This window comes from Cellulosimicrobium sp. G4 BAM 1002 (genome assembly GCF_057126935.1).
The window spans coordinates 4,156,664-4,172,223 of the sequence record NZ_CP182109.1 but is presented as its reverse complement, the minus strand read 5'-3'; the positions used below and the strand labels follow the sequence as shown (position 1 = coordinate 4,172,223).

Genomic DNA, 15,560 nt, shown 5'->3' with positions numbered 1-15,560 from the left:
CTACCGTGAGCGCGGACGGGTCCGGCGACCCGTTCCTTCGCTGCACCGACGACCCACGGGGCACTCGATGGACGTGACGCACGACGCGCAGGGCAGGCGCGCACCAGCCGCCCGTCGCTGGCTCGTGCGTGCGCTCGTCGCTTCGGGTGGGCTCGGCGCGGGTCTGGCGTTCGCGGTCGCGACGGCCGGCGGTGCGTCGGCCGCAGAGGACCCGCTCGGTCTCGGCAAGGCCCTGTCGCCCGTCACCTCGACGGTGCAGACGGTCCTGGACCCGGTCGTGCAGGGGGTCGTGGAGCCCGTGGTGCGCGACGTCGTCGCCCCCGTGGTCCAGCCCGTCGCCCCGGTCGTCGAGACGGTCGTGACCCCGGCAGCGCCGGTGGTCGAGGAGGTCACGCGACCCGTCGCCCCGGTCGTCGACCAGGTGGTCGCTCCCGTCGCGCCGGTGGTCGAGCAGGTCGTGGCGCCTGTCGCGCCGGTCGTGCAGCCCGTGACGGACGCCGTCGCACCGGTGACCACGCCGGTGCTCGACGCCGTCGTCCCGGCCGTGACCCCGGTGGTCGAGGCCGTGGCCCCCGTCGTGGACCCGGTGCTGGGGACGGCGGCTCCGGCCCTCGACCCGGTGACTCCGGTCCTCGACGCGCTGACTCCGGTCCTCGACCTGCTCGCACCGGTCACGGACCCGGTGCTCGGTCCCATCACGGAACCCCTCGCACCGCTCGACCCGCTCGCTCCCGTCCTTCCCGAGCGACCCGGTACCGACCCGGGGATCCCGACGGCTCCCGGCGCGAGCGGCCCCGACGACGCCGTCCCGGGCGCTGCGACCCCCGGCGCCGCGACGCCGGCGGACGCCCCGGCGATCCCGGCTGTGCCGGGCGGCGAGCCGGTTCCCGCGACGATCCCCCCGCAGCGCGACGGGCCGAACCCGTGGCGCGCGTACGACAGGGGCGTGCCGCCCGGAGCCGCCACCGAAGCATCGGTGGGCGTGCCCCTGGGTACCGCCGTGCCGGGCCGCCCGTCCGCGCCCGGCGTCCCCGCGGACGGCGACCTCGGTACCGCGCCCGCGCCGTCCGGCAGCGCCCAGCGCGCCGGTTCCGGCGGCGACCTCGCCGCGCTCGGCGCGGGCGCCGACGCCCCCGCGCTCTCGACCTGGACCGCCGTCGTCGACGACGCGCGGTCGAAGCACCCCTCGACGTTCTTCGAGGTCCCCGTCTCTCCTGCCTGACGTGGCTCGCGTCGCGCCCTCGCGCGCGGCACACGCGACCCGGCGCCCGGTGCGCCAGCCACTTCTGAGCAGGAGAGAGACAGATCATGCACACCTTCGTTCGGCGCGCGCTGCGCACAGCGCTCGTCACAGGCGGCCTCGTGGTCGTCGGGGCCGGTGCGGCCCACGCAGCCGAGGGCGACCTCCTCGGCGATCTCGGACTGGACGTGTCGGTCGAGGCTCCGCTGAGCCAGGTGGCCGAGGTCCTGCCCGACGTGTCCGTGGACGCGCCCGTGCACGTCCCGGTGACCGTGTCCGACGTCGCGGCGGGCGTCCTCGGCGACGCGACGGTCGCGCCAGCGCCCGCCCCGGCGCCCGACCCGGCTCCGGCGCCCGTCCCGGCACCCGATCCTGCGCCCGCCCCGGCGGACGTGGACGTCGACCTGCCGGTGACGATCCCCGTCGACGTGTCCGGCGTGGCCGTCGGCGTCCTGGGCGACGCGGCGGTGGCTCCGGCCCCCGCGGCCGAGCCCGCTCCCGCCCCCGCCCCGGTGGAGCCGACGAACCCGGCGGACGTCGCCGTGGACGTGCCGGTGACGATCCCCGTGGACGTGAGCGGGGTCGCCGTCGGCGTCCTGGGCGATGCGGCGGTGGTGCCCGGCGACAGCTCGGCTCCGGCTGCTCCGGCGCCCGGTGCCGGTGACGGTGCCGCAGACACCGGGTCGGGCGTCGACGTCGACGCGCCGATCACCGTCCCGGTGAACGTCTCCGACGTCGCGGTCGGGGTCGTCGGGGACGCCGTCGTCGGTGGGGGCACCGACGGCGGGACCGACGCCGGTGCGGGTGACGGCACCGACGGTTCCGGGCTCCTCGACGGGGTCCTCGGTGACGGCGGGGTCGTGGACGACCTGCTCGGTGACGACCTGCTCGGGAACGGCTCCGGCGACGGCCTCCTCGACGGAGTCCTGGGCGACGACGGGCTGCTCGACGGCGTGACCGGTGACGACGGTCTGCTCGGTGGGCTGCCCGACCTCGACGTGGACGTTCCGGTGACCGTGCCGGTGACCGTCTGCGGCGTGGGTGTGGGCCTGCTCGGCGACGCGTCCGCGGCCTGCCCCACGGCCGTCGCGCCGACGGACCCGACGGACCCGACGGACCCCACGGACCCGACGGACCCGACGGACCCGACGGACCCGACGGACCCCACGGACCCGACGGACTCGACGGACGGGACCGACCCTGGGGCGACGGACGGTACGGACGGCACGGTCGTCCGCGTCCTCAACCCGGTGAGCGCCGGGACGGGCACCGCTGCCTCCGCCTCGACCGGTGGCATGGTCGCGGCCTCGGGCCCGACGGCCCTCGCCACGACCGGTGCGGGCGGCGACCTCGGGCTGCTCGTGATGGCGGGGCTGCTCACGCTGCTCGGCCTGACGATGCAGCGCTTCCGCCGGAAGTCCTGGGTCGCGGACATGGACGCCTACACGCCGGTCTTCACCGACCGGCGCTGACGTCCGCCACGACGGGACCGCCCGGGCCATGCGCCCGGGCGGTCCTTGCGGCGCGGTCGCCGGTCCTGGCCAGGGAACACCCGCGGTGAGCGTGCCGGGGGCGGCGCTGCGTGCTCACGCGCGCGGTGCCGCCCCGATCTCCTCGAGCTCCCGGTCGAGCGCGGCGAGGGCGTCGTCGGCGTCGAGGCTGCCGACCAGGACACGGGCGCCGTAGCCCTCCGCGAGGGCGAGGAGCCGCAGCGCGACGGCGGCCGGGTCCTCGCCGTCGGGCAGGCCGCCCTGCTCGCGCGCGGCCGCGACGAGCGCGGCGCCCTCGCGGACGCCGCCGCGGTGGGCGTCGGCGAGGATCGCCGCGATCTCGGGGTCGTCGACGCTCTTGGCGTGGAACGCGGTCCAGACGGCGACGCCCAGGGTGAACTCCGGCGTCGTCGGCACGGCGCGCCGGACCAGCAGCCGGAGCCGTTCGACCGGCGGCAGCGTCGCGCCCTGTGCGAGGTGCTCGGCCTGCGCGCCCTCGACCATGAGCCGGCACGCGTGCCGCACGAGCTCGTCGCGCGTCCCGAAGTAGTGCTGCACGCGGCCCATGGAGACCCCGGCCTCCGCGGCGACGCCGCGCAGCGTGACGCCCTCGATGCCGCGGCGCGCGACGATCGTCCAGACCGCGAGCACGATCTCGTGTCGGCGCTGGTCGTGGTCCACGTCGCGAGGCACGGGGCGATCTTCGCACGGCCGTCCACCGTTACGATGCAGTTGCATTGCAACCCGCCGGCTGGCACGGTGGCCCCATGGCCGACGAGAAGACCGACCTGCCGTCCGAGGCCGGCGGGTGGCGCGACGCGGCGGGCCGGGCCGAGTTCGAGACCGCCTACCGGACCGCGATGGCGACCTTGCCCGATCCCGAGCGCACGTGGGACGTGCCCACCGCGTCCGGGACGGTCCGCGCCTACCGCTTCGCGCCGTCCGGCACGACCGCAGACGTGGCTCGTCGGACCCCCGCCCTGCTGCTGCCCGGCTGGGGTGCCGCCGTCCCGATGTGGGGCACCAACCTGCCCGCCCTCCTCCAGGACCGCGCGGTCTACGCCGTCGACGCCCTCGGTGACGCGGGGCTGAGCGTCCAGACGGCGGCGCTGCGCACGCCCGAGGCCCAGGCGGCGTGGATCGACGAGACCCTGGACGGGCTCGGCGTCGACCGCGTGCACGTCGTCGGCCACTCGTTCGGCGGCTGGAGCGCGGCGAACCTCGCGGTGCGCCGGCCCGTCCACGTCGCGTCGCTGAGCCTGCTCGACCCGGTGCAGACCTTCTCCCGGATCCGCTGGCAGGTGGTGCTGCTGTCGATCCCCTCGTCGGTGCCGTTCCTGCCTCAGCGCTGGCGCGACGCCGCGCTCGCCCGCATCGGCGGGGCCGACCGCATCGACCCGGCGGACCCGGTGACCGCCGTGATCGCGGCCGGCACGCGGCACTTCCGGTCGCGGCGGTCGTTCCCGGCGCTCTTCACGACCGACGAGCTGCGCGCGATCCGCGTGCCCGTCTACGCGGCCATGGCGGGCGACAGCGCCGTGAACGCGGACCCCGACGCCGCCGTCGCCCGTGCGAGGGCGAACGTGCCCGACGTCGAGGTCCGCGTCTGGCCCGGCGCGACTCACTCCTTGCCCTTCGAGCAGCCCGAGGAGATCGGCGCCGAGCTGCGGGACTTCTTCGCGCGGCACGATCCCGCACGTCCCTGACCCGGTCGGGCGGCCGCCCGACCGGGTCCGGACCTAGGCGACCGCGAAGACGAGCGCCGCGATGGCGAAGCCCATGACGCCGATGGCGGTCTCCATGACCGTCCAGGTCTTCAGCGTCGTCTTGACGTCCATGTCGAAGAACCTGCCGACGAGCCAGAAACCCGAGTCGTTGACGTGGCTGAGCACCACGGACCCGGCAGCCACCGCGACGACGATCGCGGCCAGCTCGACCGGGTTGAACCCGCCCGCCTCCACGGCCGGGGCGATGAGCCCGGCCGCTGTCGTCAGCGCGACGGTCGCCGAGCCCTGCGCGACGCGCAGGATCGCCGCGATGAGGAAGCCCGCGAGGATCACGGGAAGGCCGAGGTCGCCGAGCACGTCGGCGAGCGCGTCGCCGATCCCGGTGGCCCGCAGGACGCCGCCGAACATCCCGCCCGCGCCGGTGATGAGGATGACCGAGCACACCGGGCCGAGCGCGGAGTCGAGGGTCTTCTCGAGCGCCGTCCCGCTGACCCCGCGCCGCTTGCCCAGCACCCACGCTGCGACGAGCACGGTGATGAGCAGGGCCACCGGTGTCGCGCCGACCGCGCGCAGGACCTGCACGGCGGGGTTCTCCGCGTCGACGGCGCCCGCCGCGCGCAGGGCGTCGAGCCCGGTGTTGGCGAAGATCAGCACGAGAGGCAGGAGCAGGATCGTGACGACGGTGCCGAACCTCGGCGGGTTCTCGAGCTGGTCCTCGTCCGCCTCTCCGAGGATCGCGGGGATCGGCAGGTCGATGCGGCGCCCCATGTAGCGACCGAAGAGGTAGCTCGTGACGTACCAGGTGGGGATCGCCACGACGAGCCCGAGCAGGATGACGAACCCGATGTTCGCGCCGAGGAACTCGGTCGCGGCGACCGGGCCGGGGTGCGGCGGCACGTAGATGTGCATGACGGAGAACGCACCCGCGACGGGCAGGCCGTAGAGCAGGAGCGAGCCGCCGAGCCGCCGCCCGACCGAGAAGACGATCGGGAGCATGACGACGAGCCCGGCGTCGAAGAAGATCGGGAACCCGAAGATCAGTGACGCCAGACCGAGCGCGAACGGTGCGCGCTTCTCGCCGAACTTCCCGATGAGGAAGTCCGCCATGACCTTCGCGCCCCCGCTCGTCTCGACGAGGCGCCCGAGCATGGCGCCGAGCCCGACGAGCAGGGCGACGGTCGCAAGGGTCGTGCCGAAGCCTGCGGTGAGGACCTCGATGATCGAGCCCGTCGGGATGCCCGCGACGACTGCGGTCAGCAGGCTGACGATGATGAGCGCGAGGAACGCGTGCAGCTTGAGCTTGATGATGAGGAACAGCAGGAGCGCGATCGCGCCCGCGGCGATCGCGAGCAGCGGTCCGGCGGTCAGGGTCTGGGTCCAGTCCTCGGGGGGCATGGGGTCTCCGTCGACGGTGGGTGGGGGTCTGGGCGGTGTGCTCGGGTCGTGCGGCCCGCGTCAGCGGGTTCCCGGGGCGATGCTGAGGTCCGTGCGCGCGAGGATCTCGTCGACGAGCTGCTCGGGCGCGGCGGCGACGTCGAGCGTGAAGCCGGGCTCGTCGTCGGCGAGGGGCTCGAGCGTCGCGAGCTGCGACGGCAGGAGGGACGTGGGCATGAAATGCCCGCTGCGGTGCTGCATGCGCTCCGCGAGGAGCTCGGGGCTGCCGTCGAGGTGGACGAAGAGCACGCGGCCGTCCGCGGTGCGCAGCAGGTCGCGGTACGAGCGCTTGAGCGCCGAGCACGTCACGACGCCGGAGCGGCCGGCCTGAGCCTCCGCACTCAGCCAGTCGCGGATCGCCTCGAGCCAGGGCCAGCGGTCCTCGTCGGTGAGCGGCGTCCCGGAGCTCATCTTGTCGATGTTCGCCTGCGGGTGGAACTGGTCGGCCTCGGCGTACTCGGTGCCGAGGTGCCGCGCGAGCAGCGTCGCGACGGTGGTCTTGCCCGAGCCTGCGACGCCCATGACGACGAGGTGCTGGGGCAGGGGTCCGGCGGGCGGGGTAGTGCTGACGTCCGTGTCCATGTGTCGACTTCCGTGTCGGGCGGCGCCGTCGTGGTCGCCGCTGCGCAACCCACTGTGCGGTATTGGTAGCACCTTTCGCAAGTGATTGATCACACCATTGGCCGCCACTAGGCTGCGTCCATGGCGACGACGGTCTTGCACACCACCGTGCTGGACTCCCTCGGTCGCCGCATCACCAGCGGTGACTTCCCCGCGGGCACGCCGCTCACGCTCGAGTCGATCGGCTCCGAGTTCGGGGTGTCACGCACCGTCGCGCGCGAGGTCATGCGGCTCCTCGAGGGGCTCGGGCTCGTGCGCTCGGGGCGCCGCGTCGGGATCGTCGTGCTCGGCGCCGAGGACTGGAACGTGCTCGACCCGCGCGTCATCCGCTGGCGCCTCGAGGGCCCGGGCCGGGACGCCCAGCTGCGCACGCTCACCGAGCTGCGCCACGCCGTCGAGCCGCTCGCCGCGGCCGGGGCGGCGCAGCACGCGACCGCCGACGAGCGCGCCGAGCTCGTGCGTGTCGCCACGCGCATGCGGATGCTCGGCGAGGCGGGCGACCTCGAGGAGTTCCTCGGCCTCGACGTCCGGTTCCACGAGCTCCTGCTGCGCGCGAGCGGGAACGAGATGTTCGGTGCGCTCGCCGGCGTCGTCGCGGCCGTGCTGAGCGGGCGCACGCACCTCGGGCTCATGCCCGCCTCGCCCGTCCCCGAGGCGCTCGACCAGCACGAGGCCGTCGCGCGAGCCGTCGCCGACGGCGACCCGCACGCCGCCGAGGCGGCGATGTCCGCGATCGTCGGCGAGGTCCGCCGCGCTCTCGGCGGGGTGGAGGGGCAGGCCGGATAGCGGCAGTCAGCGGGCGTGGACGCGGACCTCGGCGGCCTTGACGACGAACCAGACATGCTCGCCGGGGGTGAGGCGGAGCTCCGCCACAGCGCGCGGAGTCAGGTCGGCGGCGAGGCGCGCGGCGGCGTCGTGCCCGACGGCGGTCCCGGCCTCGGCGGCGCGCGCGCCCGGCCCGTCGTGCGTGACGCGGCCCCACACGCGCAGCAGCGGGCCGTGCGGCTCGACGCTCGTCACGACCACCCGGTAGGCGTTGCGCGGGCTGCCCTCGGGCGTCGCGCGGTGGACGGCCACGGTCCGCGGCTCGAACACCGCGACGGCGGTCGTCCCGGCGACGAGCGGGTCCACCGCGGTCCCCTGGACGACGACGCCCGAGCCCTCGACGGCGAGCGTCACCTCGCGCTCGGCAGGGTCCTCCGTGGTGGCACTGCCCGGCAGTCCGCTCGCGGACGCGCCGGCCGCCCCCGGTCCGGCGGCCACCGGCTCCGGCACCGCGACGTGCGACACGATCCCGGCGAGCAGGTTGACGCCCGCGAGGCGCGCCGCGAACCGGGACCGCGGTCGGGTGAGGACCTCGTCGACGAGGCCGTCCTCGGCGACGCGGCCGCCTTCCAGCACGACGACGCGGTCCGCCAGGAGCAGCACGTCGAGCAGGTCGTGGGTGACGAGGAGCGTCGTGCGGGGCCGGTCGCGCTGAGCGTCGTGCAGCACGGAGCGGACGTGCTGCGCGACCCCGACGTCGAGCGACGCGAGCGGCTCGTCCAGCAGGAGCACACGGGGGCCCGTCACGAGCGCACGCGCGATCGCCACGCGCTGCGCCTGCCCCCCGGACAGGTCGGACGACCGCCGTCGTGCGAGGTGGTCCGCCCCGACGCCCGCGAGCGCGTCGCACGCCGACCGCCGTGCCTGCGCCCGCGGGACGCCGCGCGCGCGGAGGCCGAACGCGACGTTCTCCTCGACCGTGAGGTGCTCGAACAGCAGTGGCCGCTGGCTCAGCCAGGCGACGGCCCGACGCCGCGGCGACACCCGGGTGAAGTCGGCGCCGTCGACGACGACCCGCGCGTCGCGCACCTCACCGGCGGTCAGGAGGCCCGCGACGACCTGCACGAGCGTCGACTTCCCCGCACCGTTCTCGCCGAGCACCGCGACGACCTCGCCCGGCGCGACGGAGAGGTCGACGTCGAGCCCGCGCTCCGGCACGACGGCGCGCACGACCAGCGCAGCCGGACGGGGCGTGACGAGCGGGACGCCACGGTGAGGCGACGGCGAAGCGGGGGGCGGGGAGGGGGCGCCGGGTCGTGGCGGGTCTGGCGGGAGCGGCGAGGAACGAGCCGCGGATGGTAGACCCGGCGCCCCCTCCCCGCCTCCCGCGCCCCGGCCCGCGCCCCGGCCCGCGCCGCGTGTGCCGGGGGCGCCGAGCACGCCCGGCCCGTGGATCGCCGCGGTGATGAGCACGGCGACCACCACGAGGACGAACGACAGCGCGACGGCGGCGTCCGGGTCGGCGCTGCGCTGGAGGTAGATCTCGAGGGGCAGGGTCTGCGTGACGCCCTGGAGCGCGCCGGCGAACGTGATCGTCGCGCCGAACTCGCCGAGCGCCCGCGCGAACGCGAGCACCGCGCCGGACAGGAGGCCGGGCAGGACGCGGGGGAGCGTGACGCGGCGCAGGACGGTCGTCGGGCTGGCGCCGAGTGTCGCGGCGACGTCCTCGAGGCGCGTGTCCTGCGTGCGCAGCGCGCCCTCGAGGCTGAGCACGAGGAACGGCAGCGCGACGAACGTCTGCGCCAGGACGACGGCGGTGGTCGTGAACGCGATCTCGATGCCCAGGACCTCGAGGTGCTGCCCGATCAGGCCGCGTCGCCCGAACGTGTGGAGCAGCGCGATGCCGCCGACGACGGGCGGCAGCACGAGCGGCAGCAGCACGAGGGCGCGCGCGAGGCGCTGGCCGGGGAACGTCGTGCGGGCGAGGACCAGCGCCATCGGGGTGCCGAGGACGACGCAGCACGCCGTCGCGGCGAGCGACGTGCGCAGCGACAGGCCCAGCGCGTCGACGGCGGCCGGCGAGGTGACGAGCGACCAGAGGCCCCCGGTGCCGTCCGGTCCCGGCGCGAGGTCGACGCGCAGGACCATCGCCACCACGGGGACGACGACGAACAGCGCTCCGAGCACCGCCGGGACGAGGACCCAGCGGGGGAGGCCGCGCATCAGGGCCCGTCCGTGGGCGTCACGGCGCGCCGAAGCCCGCGGCGGTCAGCGCGGCCTGCCCGTCGTCGCCCGTCACGAGGTCGACCCACGCCTGCGCGAGCTCGGCCTGCTGCGGTCCGGCGTCGGCGGCCGCCGCGACGACGGCGATCGGGTACACGTTGAGCGCCGCGTCGGTCTCCGGCACGTCGACGACCTCGACGTCGTCGCCTGCGAGGGTCGCGTCCGTGACGTACACGAGGCCGGCGTCGGCCTCGCCCGACGTGACCTTGCCGAGCACGTCGGTGACGTTCGCCTCCTCGCTCACGCGGTGGATCGTCAGGTCCGCGGCGTCGGCGACGGTGTCCGTCGCACCACCGCAGGGGACCTCCGGCGCGCACACGACGACCTTGACGTCGTCGCGCGCGAGGTCGGCGAAGGTCTCGACCTCCCCGGGGTTGCCCGGCGGAGTGACGATCGTCAGCGTGTTCGTCGCGAACGCGACCGGGTCGCTCGCGTCGCCCGCCTCGACCACGCGCGACATGCTTCGCTCGTCCGCCGACGCGTACACGTCGGCGGGTGCGCCCGCGAGGATCTGGTCGCCCAGGTCGGCCGACCCCGCGAACGACAGCGTCACGGCCACGCCCTCGTGCTCGGCCTCGAAGTCGGCCGCGAGGTCGGTGAACACGTCGCGCAACGACGCTGCGGCGAGCACCGTGAGCGTCCGCTCCTCGTCCGGGGCGCCGGCGCTTCCCGGCCCGCCCCCGCACGCCGCGAGCGCGGCGACCAGGATCGCGGTCGCGAGCGCCCTGCCGGTGGGCGCGCCCACAGCCCTTCCGGGGCGGGGGACGGTGCTCACGCCGCGCCGCCCGGCGTCTCGACGATGACGGTCGTCGCCTTGACGACCGCGACGGCCAGGCTCCCGGGCTCGAGGCGAAGCTCGCGCACGGCCTCGGTGCTCATGAGCGACACGACGCGCTGGCCGCCGCACAACATCTCGACCTGGGACATGACGGTGTCGCTCACGACGTCGGTGACGATCCCGACGAACCGGTTGCGCGCCGACCGTGCGACGCCGGACGGGTCGGGCGTCGGGTGCGACTGCGAGACGGCGAACCGCGCGAGCTCCGCGCCGTCGACGACCTTGCGCCCGGCGTCGTCGGTGCTCGCCGTCAGATCGCCGGAGTCGACCCAGCGGCGGACGGTGTCGTCGCTGACCCCGAGGAGGCCTGCGGCCTCCCGAATCCGAAAATGCGGCATGAACGTCAGGATAGACCCGCATCTACGGAACTAGTGTTCGGGGACGTGGACCGGCATGACGCGACGCCGTCGCGTCGGCGTCGCCGTTCCCGAGAGATGCACGTGCGCTCGAGGGATGCACCCGGACGTGCATCGCTCGAGCGCTTCGTGCATCTCTCGACGTGCCGGGATGTGGCACGCTCGAGCGGTGAGCGAGACGACCACCCGGGCCGACGTGCGCGTCGCCGTCGAGGACCCGACGGCCGACGACGTACTGGCTCTGCTGCAGGAGCACCTCGACGACATGTTCGCGACGTCGCCCCCGGAGAGCGTGCACGCGCTCGACGTCGAGCGGCTGCGCGTACCCGAGATCACGTTCGTCACCGCGCGCGCCGACGACGGGACGCTCCTGGGGTGCGGCGCGCTCAAGCAGCACGACGCCGCGCTCGGGGAGCTCAAGTCGATGCGCACGACGGCGGCCGCCCGGGGGCGGGGTGTGGCTGCGGCGGTGCTCGCGTTCCTGCTCGACGACGCCCGCGGCCGGGGCCTCGACCGCGTCAGCCTGGAGACGGGGAGCGAGGACTACTTCGCGCCCGCACGACGCCTGTACGCGCGGCACGGGTTCGTCCCGTGCGCGCCGTTCGCCGACTACACCGACGACCCGAACAGCGTGTACCTCACCCTCGCGCTGGCGTGACCGAACGGCCTGGCCGCGACTCCCCTCGCACGACCGCGGACGACGACGGACCCCGTGACCGGTGCCGGTCACGGGGTCCGCGGGTCGCTCGTCGGGTCGGGGAAGGCGTGGCGCCTCGGTGTCATGCGTCGAGCTTCAGCCGCGCACCGAGGGCCACGGCGGCGACGACGGACGCGCCGGTGACGAGGACGACGTCCTTGAGGACGTACTGGCCCAGGAGGGTCACGCCGTCGCCGAAGAGCTCGCCGGTGAACAGGACGAGCGGGGACAGGATGCCCGCCATCGCGACGGCGAGGGCGAGCAGACCGGTCTTGAGGAGCCGGCCGGTGACGAGCGTGAGCCCGATGAACACCTCGAGCAGCGCCGTGAAGATCACCGCGGCGGTGCCGCCGACGAGCCCGAACGTGAGCGTCTCGACGGTCCGTGCCGCGATCGACTCGGCGGGGCTGGCGCCGGGGAAGAACTTCAGGGCGCCGAAGCCGAGGAACACGAGGCCGAGCGCGACGCGGAGCGCCGGGACGGACCAGCGCGTGAGGAAGCTCGCCGTCCTGTCGACGGCTGCGGCGACGACCGTGTCGACGCGGGCGGCGATCGTCGTCGTGCGTCGCGACGACGGCAGCGGGGGCCGGGCGGCTCGCGGCTGCCGGGCCGTGGGTGGTGTCGCGGACGTCGGGGCGGTCGTGGACATCGTCGTACCTCTTCCAGGTGGTGGGAGCGGTCGGGATGACCGCCCCTGGAAGGAGGCGTGCGAGCGGAGGTTCCGTGCGCCGCGCCCGCGAATTCACCCGTGCCCCGGGCAACCCTCAGCGCCGGCCCGGGCGCTCCGACGGGTCCCAGCCCGGGCGCGGGGCGCGCGCGGCGACGCTGGTGTCGCGCGACCGGTACACGACGTACGGCCGGAACAGGTACGGCGCCGGGGCGGAGAACGCGTGCACGAGGCGCGTGAACGGCCACAGGATGAACAGCAGGTTCGCCGCGACGATGTGGAGCTGGAACGCCGCGGGCACGCCCTCCATGAGCGCGGGCTGCGGCTGCAGGTACCAGAGCGAGCGGAACCAGGGCGAGATGGTCTCGCGGTAGTCGTACCCGTGGCCGCCCGCGAGGAGCTGCGTCTCGACGGTCGCCCACGCGCCGACGAGGATCGACGCCGCGAGGAGCACGTACATGGCCTTGTCCATGCGCGTGGTGGCGCGGAAGACGGGGCCGGTCGTGCGCCGTCGGTAGATGAGGATGAGCAGCCCCGCGACGAGCGCGACGGCCGCGACCGATCCCATGTACGTCGCGACGAAGTGGTAGGCGACCTCCTTGATGCCCACCGCCTCGGTCCACGACTTGGGGATGACGAGCCCCATGAGGTGCCCGAGGATCACGAACAGCAGCCCGAAGTGGAACAGCGGCGAGCCGAGGCGCAGGAGCCGCTTCTCGTAGAGCTCGCTCGACCGCGTCGTCCAGCCGAACTTGTCGTACCGGTAGCGCCAGACCGAGCCGACGACGAACACCGCGAACGTCACGTACGGGAACACGACCCACAGCAGGATCTCGCCCGTGCTCACGTCGCTCATCGCGCCACCTCCCTGTCCGCCGACGGTCCGGCGCCGTACGGCGCGAGCGCGAACGGCTCCATCCCGACGAGCTCGGCGGGCGGGCCCGCGGTGACGAGCTCGACGTACCGCTGCTGGGTGCGCTCGTCGAGCGGCGGCAGCGTGAGGCACACCGCCTCGACGACGCCCGTCCACGGGCTCGACATGCTCGCGAGAGCGGTCCGCAGCACCTCGATCCCGTCGCGGTGCGACGCGAGCAGTCCCGCCGCGATGAGCGCGTCGTCGCCCGTGGCGCGTGCGGAGAACTCGAGCACCGTCGGCAGGTAGTCGGGCAGCTCGGAGCCGGTGACCTCCCAGCCCGCGGCCCGGTACGCCTCGACGAACGCGACGAGCGCCGTCCCGCGCCGCCGCGTGTCCCCCGCGGCGTAGTACGACAGGTACATCGCGCACTTGCGCTTGAGGTCGAACGTCGCGACGTAGCGTGCCTGCAGGTCGCCCAGATGCCCGCCCGCGTGCGTCGCGAGCAGGTCGCAGAAGGCGGTGAGGCGCTCGCGGACCGGGCCCGGCAGGCCCAGCACGGCGGCCCGGACGCTGGGCACCGCGGCGAGCAGGTCGTCGTCGGGGTAGGCGAGCAGCAGCGACGCGGCCATGTGGGCCGTGCGTCGCTGGGTGCCCGACGACGGCAAGGGGTCCAGGTGGTCCGGCTGCGGACCCCGCGGCCTCGCGCCGGGGCGCAGGGCCGGCGTCGGCAGGAGCGCGCGCGCCCTCATCGCTCGGTCCCGCCGGTGCCGGTGCCATCGCCGTTCCCCGTGCCCAGGGACCGGTCGCCCGGAGCCCCGCTGCCCGGGCCGCCGTCGTACAGGGTGTCGTGACGCGCGTCCTGCCGCCCGCCGGGGAGCGACCCGGGCGCTCCGGCGGCGACCCCGCCCGTCGCGCCGACGCCGCTCTCCTCGTCGGGAGGGAACAGGCCCGGCGGGCGGCCGTTGCCGTCCCAGTTGAGCAGGTTGACGCGGCCGGGCGTCGAGGGCCCGTAGGGGGAGTCCGCGGTCTGGCGGGCCTGGAGCACGTGGAAGTTCTCCACGGCGACCGGTACCGGGCTGCCGGACGTCTCCCCGAACGGGCCCGCGCCGGTCAGCCCCATGCCGCCCATCCCCGGTCCGCCGTCGACGTCGAGGGAGCAGGAGAGCTCGTCGAGCTCGCGGGCGATCTCGGTGTGGGCGGTGGGGATGACGTAGCGGTCCTCGTACTTGGCGATGGCCAGGAGCCGGTACATCGCCTCGATCTCGGTCCCCGTCATGCCGACGGCGGCCGGGATCTCCTCGGGCAGGGGGTTGCCGAGGTTGACCTCGCGCATCGCCGCGCGCATCGCCGCGAGGCGGCGCAGGACGCGTTCGACGGGGGCGGTGTCCCCGGCGGTGAAGAGTCCGGCGAGGTATTCCAGCGGGATGCGCATCTTGGAGATGGCGGCGAACAGGGTGCGCCCGTCCTCGCCGTCGTTGCCCGACGCCGCGACGACGTCGACCACGGGCGACAGCGGCGGGATGTACCAGACCATGGGCATCGTCCGGTACTCGGGGTGCAGGGGCAGGGCGATCTCGTAGCGGTTGATCAGCTCCCAGATGGGGGAGCGCTGCGCGGCGTCGATCCAGTCGTCGGGAATGCTCTCGGCGCGTGCGGCAGCGACGACCTCCGGGTCGTGGGGGTCGAGGAACACCGAGCGCTGCGCGGCGAGGAGGTCGTGCTCGTCCTCGATCGCGGCGGCCTCCCCGACCCGGTCCGCGTCGTACAGGACGAGGCCGAGGTAGCGCAGTCTTCCGACGCAGGTCTCGGAGCACACGGTGGGCAGGCCGACCTCGATGCGCGGGTAGCACAGGGTGCACTTCTCGGCCTTGCCGGTCTTGTGGTTGAAGTACACCTTCTTGTAGGGGCAGCCGGTGACGCACATGCGCCACCCGCGGCACGCGTCCTGGTCGACCAGGACGATGCCGTCCTCGGCCCGCTTGTACATCGCCCCGGACGGGCACGAGGCCACGCACGACGGGTTGAGGCAGTGCTCGCAGATGCGGGGCAGGTAGAACATGAACGTCTTGTCGAGCTCGGTCGCGACGTGCTCGGACATGTGCTGCAGCACCGGGTCGTCGGCCATCGTCTTCGTGGAGCCGCCGAGGTCGTCGTCCCAGTTCGCCGACCAGGAGATGTTCAGGTCGTCGCCCGTGAGCAGCGACTTGGGCCGCGCCACCGGGGTGTGCTGGCCCTGGGGAGCCGACAGCAGCATGTCGTACTCGTACGTCCACGGCTCGTAGTAGTCGTGGATGGACGGCAGCTTGGGGTTGGAGAAGATCGTCGCGAGCTTCTTGACCCGTCCCCCGGCACGCAGCTTGAGCTTGCCCTTCTTCGTGCGCACCCAACCGCCCTGCCACTTCTCCTGGTCCTGGTAGGTGCGGGGGTAGCCCAGGCCGGGGCGGGTCTCGACGTTGTTGAACCACACGTACTCGACCCCGGTGCGGTTCGTCCACGCCTGCTTGCACGTGACCGAGCACGTGTGGCACCCGATGCACTTGTCGAGGTTCATCACCATCGACATCTGCGCCATGACTCGCATCTGCC

Annotated in this window: 15 protein-coding genes; 5 read left to right on the top strand and 10 right to left on the bottom strand. The window is 74.4% G+C overall.

What is annotated here, in order from left to right:
- Positions 1 to 67 precede the first annotated feature (67 nt).
- Both ACMXGY_RS18585 and ACMXGY_RS18580 read left to right on the top strand, forming a co-directional pair.
- Positions 68 to 1,222, top strand: coding sequence for a hypothetical protein (locus ACMXGY_RS18585; protein ID WP_483774444.1), 1,155 nt, complete (start codon positions 68 to 70; stop codon positions 1,220 to 1,222).
- Positions 1,223 to 1,308: 86 nt separating this feature from the next.
- The gene (locus ACMXGY_RS18580; protein ID WP_483774443.1) at positions 1,309 to 2,712 is read left to right on the top strand and encodes a hypothetical protein; all 1,404 of its coding nucleotides are present in this window, start codon (positions 1,309 to 1,311) and stop codon (positions 2,710 to 2,712) included.
- Between the two features lie 114 nt (positions 2,713 to 2,826).
- On the opposite strand, the gene ACMXGY_RS18575 is transcribed toward ACMXGY_RS18580, so the two are convergent.
- A complete protein-coding gene (locus ACMXGY_RS18575; protein WP_483774442.1) occupies positions 2,827 to 3,423 on the bottom strand; it encodes a TetR/AcrR family transcriptional regulator in 597 nt (198 codons plus the stop codon).
- Between the two features lie 74 nt (positions 3,424 to 3,497).
- Here ACMXGY_RS18575 and ACMXGY_RS18570 point away from each other — a divergent pair, with 74 nt between their 5' ends.
- On the top strand, positions 3,498 to 4,436 hold the full coding sequence (locus ACMXGY_RS18570) for an alpha/beta fold hydrolase (RefSeq protein ID WP_483774441.1): 939 nt from the start codon (positions 3,498 to 3,500) through the stop codon (positions 4,434 to 4,436).
- Positions 4,437 to 4,469: 33 nt separating this feature from the next.
- Here ACMXGY_RS18570 and ACMXGY_RS18565 read toward each other — a convergent pair whose 3' ends face one another.
- Together ACMXGY_RS18565 and ACMXGY_RS18560 are read right to left on the bottom strand one after the other, a co-directional pair.
- Positions 4,470 to 5,852, bottom strand: a complete 1,383-nt coding sequence (locus tag ACMXGY_RS18565; protein ID WP_483774440.1) for a GntP family permease — start codon at positions 5,850 to 5,852, stop codon at positions 4,470 to 4,472.
- Between the two features lie 60 nt (positions 5,853 to 5,912).
- Positions 5,913 to 6,473: a gluconokinase gene (locus ACMXGY_RS18560; RefSeq protein ID WP_483774439.1), complete on the bottom strand. Its 561-nt coding sequence runs from the start codon at positions 6,471 to 6,473 to the stop codon at positions 5,913 to 5,915.
- A 120-nt stretch (positions 6,474 to 6,593) separates the two neighbouring features.
- On the opposite strand from ACMXGY_RS18560, the gene ACMXGY_RS18555 reads away from it, so the two are divergent.
- Entirely contained in the window at positions 6,594 to 7,298 is a 705-nt protein-coding gene (locus ACMXGY_RS18555) for a FadR/GntR family transcriptional regulator (protein WP_483774438.1), read from the top strand.
- 6 nt (positions 7,299 to 7,304) lie between these two features.
- On the opposite strand, the gene ACMXGY_RS18550 is transcribed toward ACMXGY_RS18555, so the two are convergent.
- Genes ACMXGY_RS18550 through ACMXGY_RS18540 form a run of 3 tightly spaced genes read right to left on the bottom strand, consistent with a single transcriptional unit; the run spans position 7,305 to position 10,736 of the window.
- Positions 7,305 to 9,500 (bottom strand): ABC transporter permease, encoded by a 2,196-nt coding sequence (locus tag ACMXGY_RS18550; protein WP_483774437.1) that lies wholly within the window; start codon positions 9,498 to 9,500, stop codon positions 7,305 to 7,307.
- Between the two features lie 19 nt (positions 9,501 to 9,519).
- Positions 9,520 to 10,305, bottom strand: coding sequence for a molybdate ABC transporter substrate-binding protein (modA, locus tag ACMXGY_RS18545; protein ID WP_483774436.1), 786 nt, complete (start codon positions 10,303 to 10,305; stop codon positions 9,520 to 9,522).
- Between the two features lie 26 nt (positions 10,306 to 10,331).
- Positions 10,332 to 10,736, bottom strand: coding sequence for a TOBE domain-containing protein (locus ACMXGY_RS18540; protein WP_483774435.1), 405 nt, complete (start codon positions 10,734 to 10,736; stop codon positions 10,332 to 10,334).
- Between the two features lie 187 nt (positions 10,737 to 10,923).
- Here ACMXGY_RS18540 and ACMXGY_RS18535 point away from each other — a divergent pair, with 187 nt between their 5' ends.
- Positions 10,924 to 11,412, top strand: a complete 489-nt coding sequence (locus ACMXGY_RS18535; protein WP_483774434.1) for a GNAT family N-acetyltransferase — start codon at positions 10,924 to 10,926, stop codon at positions 11,410 to 11,412.
- 121 nt (positions 11,413 to 11,533) lie between these two features.
- Here the strand turns inward: ACMXGY_RS18535 and ACMXGY_RS18530 are convergent, their stop codons facing one another.
- The 4 genes from ACMXGY_RS18530 to narH all read right to left on the bottom strand — a co-directional run bounded on the left by ACMXGY_RS18530 (position 11,534) and on the right by narH (position 15,555).
- Positions 11,534 to 12,100, bottom strand: a complete 567-nt coding sequence (locus tag ACMXGY_RS18530; protein WP_483774433.1) for a DoxX family membrane protein — start codon at positions 12,098 to 12,100, stop codon at positions 11,534 to 11,536.
- Between the two features lie 115 nt (positions 12,101 to 12,215).
- On the bottom strand, positions 12,216 to 12,974 hold the full coding sequence (narI, locus tag ACMXGY_RS18525; RefSeq protein WP_483774432.1) for a respiratory nitrate reductase subunit gamma: 759 nt from the start codon (positions 12,972 to 12,974) through the stop codon (positions 12,216 to 12,218).
- Positions 12,971 to 13,723, bottom strand: coding sequence for a nitrate reductase molybdenum cofactor assembly chaperone (gene narJ, locus ACMXGY_RS18520; protein WP_483774431.1), 753 nt, complete (start codon positions 13,721 to 13,723; stop codon positions 12,971 to 12,973). Before narJ ends, narI begins: the two co-directional genes overlap by 4 nt.
- Entirely contained in the window at positions 13,720 to 15,555 is a 1,836-nt protein-coding gene (narH, locus tag ACMXGY_RS18515; RefSeq protein ID WP_483774430.1) for a nitrate reductase subunit beta, read from the bottom strand. The genes narJ and narH overlap by 4 nt, the downstream gene beginning before the upstream one ends.
- Positions 15,556 to 15,560: the final 5 nt, after the last annotated feature.